This window comes from Priestia endophytica, assembly GCF_026790145.1.
Classification (GTDB): Bacteria; Bacillota; Bacilli; order Bacillales; family Bacillaceae_H; genus Bacillus_I; species Bacillus_I endophytica_A.
The window spans coordinates 1-963 of record NZ_JALAMS010000083.1 but is presented as its reverse complement, the minus strand read 5'-3'; the positions used below and the strand labels follow the sequence as shown (position 1 = coordinate 963).

Here is a 963-nt window from a genome sequence, read left to right as displayed (position 1 = left end):
ATGCATTATTAGTTTAGTCGGGTAAGCAGGGGGCATCGCTGCCCCCAACTCCCCTAAGAACCGTGCTTGAAAGTTTCCCTTCACATGGCTCAAGCCTTCCTTTATCCAAATAACCACAACTTATTTCATACAAGGTTTATGTACAAGCTTATTTATCGTTCCTCTAATTCCTTCAAAATGGTGAACCATAACTTCTTCTCCATTCTGAAGAGTGTGTTTGCACAACGCACAGCGATATCCTTGCTTCCTAGCGATTTTCATTCGGTCAAAAGTATTTTCTGCATCAAAGACCTTGCGGTCTCGTTTTACCCAATACTCTTTTAAGCAAGGGTCATCTGGACTGTTCTTATAAGACACCATAACGTGTCTTACAATTTTAGTCCAAGACATCCTTAATAATTGTACCTTGGTTAAAGGACATGTGAGAATCCATCTATTTTCTCCCCCATGATGGGGTTTTCTAAAGTATCGTTTGGCTATCCACTTAGATGATTTTCTTGGGTGAAGCTGTCTGAGATGTTTCTTTACTTTTGAAAAAATATAGTTATCCATATGGCTATACGTTTTCTTAGCTACTACAGGTTTCCAATACTGACCATAGCCTCTTATAATAGGGTTCAATATATTGATGACCTCTTTGACAGGTCTTCCTCTCATCAAGTGAAACGTTTCTCTGATTTTACTCTTAGCTTTCTTTACGCTGTCTTTACTAGGTTTAATAAGTAATTTATTACCTTGTTGGGTTCTATATTGTCTAATTGTAAAACCTAGAAAATCAAAACCATGCTCTATATGAGTAATCTTTGTTTTTTCTTGGCTTAGCTCAATACCACGCTTTTTCAGATAAGGACTTAGATGCTGAAACATAGATTCTGCTTGTTCTTTTGTTTCGGTCGCGATGACGAAGTCACCGGCATAGAGAACACGTCCTATTCCACACTTAGGGTCAACCTTATAGCCTGA

The 963-nt window shown here is 38.3% G+C and carries 1 protein-coding gene; it reads right to left on the bottom strand.

All coding sequences use genetic code 11. The features are described 5' to 3' along the window. Window positions 1–120 precede the first annotated feature (120 nt). On the bottom strand, window positions 121–963 hold an 843-nt coding region (locus MOC86_RS27150), incomplete at its 5' end, for a group II intron maturase-specific domain-containing protein (RefSeq protein ID WP_268586992.1).